The sequence below is a fragment of the Micromonospora sp. NPDC047753 genome (assembly GCF_040642735.1).
Lineage (GTDB): Bacteria > Actinomycetota > Actinomycetes > Mycobacteriales > Micromonosporaceae > Micromonospora.
On the sequence record NZ_JBEYSL010000456.1, the window covers coordinates 1 to 5,460 of the forward strand.

At 69.5% G+C, this 5,460-nt stretch carries 6 protein-coding genes and 1 pseudogene; 5 read left to right on the forward strand and 2 right to left on the reverse strand.

What is annotated here, in order from left to right:
* On the forward strand, positions 1-803 hold an 803-nt coding region (locus ABZ749_RS28330), incomplete at its 5' end, for a zinc-binding dehydrogenase (RefSeq protein ID WP_357233155.1).
* A 140-nt stretch (positions 804-943) separates the two neighbouring features.
* Here the strand turns inward: ABZ749_RS28330 and ABZ749_RS28335 are convergent.
* Both ABZ749_RS28335 and ABZ749_RS28340 read right to left on the reverse strand, forming a co-directional pair.
* Complete coding sequence (locus ABZ749_RS28335; protein WP_357199639.1) at positions 944-1,231, reverse strand: hypothetical protein; 288 nt, start codon at positions 1,229-1,231, stop codon at positions 944-946.
* A gap of 107 nt (positions 1,232-1,338) precedes the next feature.
* Positions 1,339-2,196: an SPFH domain-containing protein gene (locus ABZ749_RS28340; protein WP_357233157.1), complete on the reverse strand. Its 858-nt coding sequence runs from the start codon at positions 2,194-2,196 to the stop codon at positions 1,339-1,341.
* Between the two features lie 223 nt (positions 2,197-2,419).
* On the opposite strand from ABZ749_RS28340, the gene ABZ749_RS28345 reads away from it, so the two are divergent.
* The 4 genes and pseudogenes from ABZ749_RS28345 to ABZ749_RS28360 form a co-directional block, all read left to right on the forward strand.
* Entirely contained in the window at positions 2,420-3,181 is a 762-nt protein-coding gene (locus ABZ749_RS28345; RefSeq protein ID WP_355502683.1) for an ABC transporter ATP-binding protein, read from the forward strand.
* On the forward strand, positions 3,168-3,860 hold the full coding sequence (locus tag ABZ749_RS28350) for an ABC transporter ATP-binding protein (RefSeq protein ID WP_357233159.1): 693 nt from the start codon (positions 3,168-3,170) through the stop codon (positions 3,858-3,860). Before ABZ749_RS28345 ends, ABZ749_RS28350 begins: the two co-directional genes overlap by 14 nt.
* A gap of 63 nt (positions 3,861-3,923) precedes the next feature.
* Positions 3,924-5,162: an ABC transporter substrate-binding protein gene (locus tag ABZ749_RS28355; RefSeq protein WP_357233161.1), complete on the forward strand. Its 1,239-nt coding sequence runs from the start codon at positions 3,924-3,926 to the stop codon at positions 5,160-5,162.
* Positions 5,163-5,276: 114 nt separating this feature from the next.
* Positions 5,277-5,366, forward strand: a pseudogene (locus ABZ749_RS28360) (branched-chain amino acid ABC transporter permease); the annotation flags it as partial.
* Positions 5,367-5,460: the final 94 nt, after the last annotated feature.

The following is a 5,460-nucleotide window of genomic DNA, read 5'->3' on the forward strand; positions in this document are numbered from 1 at the left end:
GCTGGTGGTGTCGGCGTGGCGAGCCGTGGCTCTGCGCCGACACCACGGCCCCGACCGTGTCGCGCGGCGAGACCGACGACGGGGTCCCGTTGCACCTGACCCTCGGCCTCGGCGCGCTCGCCGAGGCGGTGGTGGTACCCGAGCGTGCCGTCATTCCGATCCCCGCCGGGCTGCCGCCCGAGCAGGCCGCACTGCTCGGCTGTGCGGTGCTCACCGGCGTCGGTGCGGTCCGGAACACCGCCCGGGTGACACCCGGCGAGTCGGTCGCTGTCGTCGGGCTCGGTGGGGTCGGGCTCGCCGTGCTCAGCGCGGCCCGCCGGGCCGGTGCCACGACGATCCTGGCCATCGACGTCGCCGAGGCGAAACGGGACCTGGCGCTCGCCGCCGGGGCGACCGACTTCCTGCTCTCCGACGACCGGCTCTCCAAGGAGGTACGGGCGCGCACCGAGAGCCGGGGCGTCGACCACGCCTTCGAGTGCGTCGGTCGGGCCGCCACCATCCGCGCCGCCTGGCGGCTGACCCGGCGCGGGGGAGCGGTGACAGTGGTCGGCATGGGCGCCAAGGACGACATGGTCAGCCTGGGCGCGCTGGACATCTTCCACTCCGCGCGCACCCTGCGCTCCTCGGTGTACGGCTCGTCCGATCCGGACCGGGAGGTGCCGGTGCTGGCCGCGGAGCTCGCCGACCGCGCACTGGATCTGGGTGTGCTGGTCAGCGGGACGATTCCGTTGGACGAGGCGCCCGCGGCGTTCGACCGGTTGGCGCGGGGTGAGGGCGCTCGCTGGGTGGTCACGCTGGACTGACGCTGGTAACCGCCGTCGCGACGCGACCATCGACATCCCAGCGATTTGTCGGGGCGACTGGCGTGTCTGGCCAGGGAGCCTGGGGTCGGCCCGGGAAGGGCCAACCCTGGGCACCCTGGCGACGAGAGCCGGGCGACCGGTCAGAAGGGTGGGGCGTCCTCGCCCATCAGCGCCAGCACGACGCCACCCTTGCCGCTCTTGAGGCCCTGGACCACGACCTTGCCGGTGCTGCCGTCGGGCAGCTCCAGGGTGAAGGTCTTTCCGACCGCGTTCTTGGGGCCGTTTCCGGCGCTGTTGGCGGGTCGGAAGTCGCCTGCCCAGGGCGGAATCCCGCCCCTACGGGCCGGCTCGGCGAAGAGCGCGGCAGTGCCGGGGGTCCTGGTGCCGTCTGCGGAAAGGAGCACTGAGGCGCTGCGAAAGGTAGCCATATGCGCAAAGGCTAACCCGGACAACGCCGTTCGCGGTACCACAGTTGCCGGTGGCGGCGATTCGCTCGACCTCTGGCCCACCCCGCCAGGGGTGGGCCAGCCTCGGCTTACTTGCCGGTGACGATGCCCGGGTTGATGCAGAGCCCGGGGTTCGCGCCGTTCTTCTCCGCGATCTCCAGACAACGGGTCACCTTGTCGACCTTCGCGTTGGTCTCGGTGATCTGCTTGGAGATCTCGGCGTTCTTGCGGTCCTGCTCCAGGTTGCGGGTCTGCGCCAGCTTGTCCTGGAACGCCTTGATGTTGCCCTCGGTCTTGTCGTCGTGGTTCACCCGCGTGATGGTCACCGAGAGGATGTCCACGTCGGTGGCGAGGCGCGCCTCCGCGCTGGTCTTGATGTTCGCGGCGAACGGCTTCAGGTCGACGTTGAGGTCGCCGGTCTGGGCGTCGATCTTCTCCAGCGGGTTGTACGCGGCGAAGGCGTCGTTGACCGCGCTGTCCAGCTGCACACCCACCCGCTGACCTCGGAAGCTGCCGAAGTCGCCCTTGTAGTCCATGAACTGCTTCGGCGCGTTCTCCGGCTTGACCTGCCATTCGACAAGCACCTCGACGCAGGCGTCGGCGAGGGTGCCGGTGCGCACGCGTACGCAGTTGTTGCCACCGATGTGGTCGTACTTCTGGCGGCCCGCGTCCCACTCGCCGACCTTCTGCCAGGGCGCCACCCACTTCAGGCCCGAGCCGGTCACCTTCCCGGTGGGCTTGCCGAAGCTGGTGACGATGCCGACCGAGCGGATGGGCACGGAATGGGCGCTGGAGGCGACGCCGACCACCAGCGTGAGGGCGAGGAAGCCGAGCGCCGCGAGGGTGGCCATCCGCTTGAGCGGCCGTGCGGGAGCGACGAGGGCGACGACGGCGCTGATCGCCAGGGCGACGGCGAAGACGATCGCCGTGGTGAAGCCGGCGGGCATGGGGTGGGGACCTTCCGGTGGGCTGTGTGGATCATCAACCTAGGGGGTCAGGTCAAGTCGACGGCGCGGGGGAGTGGAGTTCAGGCACGTCAACTGCGGGTCGAATATGGATTCCATCGACATGGTTCGACTCGGGAGGCCCGCCGTAGGTTTCGTCCACGCGACGGGCCTGTGACCGCGGTCACCGAACCGACCGTCGCCGCGACGTGCGGAGGATGAGGCGATGGCCGGGCAAGCGCTCCTGTCGGCCCGTGGGCTGACCCGCGACTTCCGGGGCTTCCGGGCGGTCGACGACGTCGACCTCGACGTGGCGTCGGACAGCGTGCACGCGCTGGTCGGCCCGAACGGCGCGGGCAAGACCACCCTGTTCAACCTGCTCACCGGCTTCCTGCGCCCCAGCGGCGGCCGGATCGAGCTGGCCGGGCGGGACGTCACCGGGCTGCCCCCCGAGCAGGTGGCCCGGCTCGGCGTGGCCCGTTCGTTCCAGATCACCAGTCTCTTTCCCCAACTGTCCGCGCGCGAACACGTCGCGCTGGCGTTGCAGTCGTCCAGCGGGCTGGGCTGGCGGTTCTGGCGGTCGGCGAAGCTGATGGGCCGCTACACCGAACGGGCCGACGAACTGTTGGCCATGGTGGGACTGGCCGAGCTGGCGCACGCCCCCTCGGCGTCCCTGGCGTACGGCCGCAAACGCGCCCTGGAGCTGGCCATCGCCCTGGCGCTGGACCCGAAGGTGCTGCTGCTCGACGAGCCGACCGCGGGCATGGGCCTGGAGGACGTCGACCGCACCGTCGAGCTGATCGGTCGGGTCCGGCAGGGCCGGACCGTGGTGATGGTCGAGCACAACATGAGCGTGGTCGGCCGTCTCGCCGACACCGTCACAGTGCTCCAGGCCGGCAAGGTCCTCGTCGAGGGCCCGTACGAGCAGGTCCGCGCCGACGAGCGCGTGATCACCGCCTACCTGGGAGCCGCCGATGCTGCGCATTGAGAACCTGTCCGCCTTCTACGGCGAGGCGCAGGTGCTGCGTGACGTCAGCCTTGAGGTCTCCGCCGGCGAGGTGGTCACCCTGGTCGGCCGCAACGGTGCCGGCAAGTCCACGCTGTTGCGCTGCGTGATGGGGCTGCACCCCGGTCAGCGCGGCACGGTGGAGCTGGACGGGCGGGACATCACCGGGTTGGCGGCGCACAAGCGGGCCCGCCTGGGGCTGGGCTGGGTGCCCGACGACCGGGGCAGCTACGCCACGTTGACCGTCACCGAGAACCTCACGCTGCCACCCACTGTCGGCCCCGACCCGTGGTCGCTGGATCGGGTGTACGAGGCGTTCCCGGCCCTGTACACCCGACGGGACTCGGCGGCCACCATGCTCTCCGGCGGCGAGCAGCAGATGCTCGCGCTGGCCCGGGTGCTGCGGATGGGCGCTCGGCTGCTGCTCTGCGACGAGCCCACCGAGGGGCTGTCGCCACTGCTGGTGCAGCAGGTCGGCGACCTGCTGCGCGAGGCCAAACGGCACGGGGTGACCGTGCTGCTGGTCGAGCAGAACCTGCACTTCGCCACCGGTGTCGCCGACCGGCACTACCTGCTGGCCGAGGGCCGGGTCGCCGAGGCGATGGACAACTCCGAGGTGCGTTCGCGCGAACGCGAACTGCTCGCGTACCTCGGGATCTGAATTTTCTCAACGACGACCCGCGCGACGCCGCGCGGAATGGATGGAGTGGGCATGCGCAGGACGATGGGTGTGGCCGCGGCGTCGGCCGTGGTGGTGCTGGCCGCCGGGTGCGGTGGCGGTGGCCCCCAGTCGAGTGGCGACCAGAAGCTGACCGGCGACAAGATCGTGCTGGGCGTGCTCAACGACCAGTCCGGGGCGTACTCGGAGTTGTCCGGAAAGAACTCGGTGGCGGCGGTGGAGATGGCCATCGCCGACTTCACCGCGAAGTACGGCGACAAGGCGGTGACCACTGACATCACCGTGGAGACCGCGGACCACCAGAACAAGCCGGACGTGGCCAACTCCAAGGCCCAGGAGATGTACGACCGCAAGGGCGTCGACCTGATCCTGGACGTGCCCACCTCGTCGGCCGCGCTGAAGGTCGCCGACGTGGCGAAGGAGAAGAAGAAGCTCTACTTCAACATCGGGGCGGCAACCACCGACCTGACCGGCAAGAGCTGCAACAAGTACACCTTCCACTACGCGTACGACACGTACATGCTGGCCAACGGCACCGGAAAGACCACCACCGAGCAGATCGGCAAGAACTGGTACATCCTCTACCCGAACTACGCCTTCGGTCAGGACATGGAGAAGAGCTTCTCCACCGCGATCACGGCGGCCGGCGGCACTGTCGTCGGCAAGGACGGGGCGCCGTTCCCGAACACCAGCGGTGACTTCTCCACCTTCCTGCTCAAGGCGCCGAACCTGAACCCGAAGCCGGACGTGCTGGGCACCATGCAGGCCGGCGCGGAGCTGGTCAACGTGGTGAAGCAGTACAACGAGTTCAAGCTGCGGGACAAGGGCGTCGGCCTGGCGGTGGGGCTGATGTTCCTCACCGACATCCACTCGCTGACCCCGGCCGCGCTGGCCGGCACCACGTACACCGACGCCTGGTACTGGAACTTCGACGCGAAGAACCGGGAGTTCGCCGACCGCTTCCAGCAGAAGGCCGGCACCCGGCCGACCTTCGCGCACGCCGCCAACTACTCCGCGGCCCTGCAGTACCTGGAGGCCGTGCAGGCCGCCGGCACCGACGACGCGGACGCCGTGGTCAAGGGCCTGGAGGGCAAGACGGTCGAGGACGTCTTCCTGCGCAACGGGAAGATCCGCGCCGAGGACCATCGGGTGGTGCACGACGCCTACCTGGCCCAGGTGAAGTCGCAGTCCGAGGTCGCCGAGCCGTGGGACTACGTGAAGGTGCTCAAGACGATCCCCGCCGCGGAGGCGTTCCGCGCGCCCTCGACGGACTGCAAGCTGTGAGTGCGAGGAGTGAGCCGGTTTTGCGAGCCCCGCAGTCACGAACGGAGTTGACGCTGTGAGTGCGAGGAGTGAGCCGGTTTTGCGAGCCCCGCAGTCACGAACGGATGTGACGCGGTGAGCGGATTCGCGCAGAACACGTTCAACGGGCTGGTGAGTGGGGCGTTCTACGCCCTGCTCGCCCTCGGGCTCGCTGTCATCTTCGGCACTCGCGGGCGTGCTGCGCGCCCGCGTAGAGCACCGCGGGCCGCTTCCCGTCCTCGACCGTCCGTGCGTTCTTGGTGACCTTCACGGCGACAAT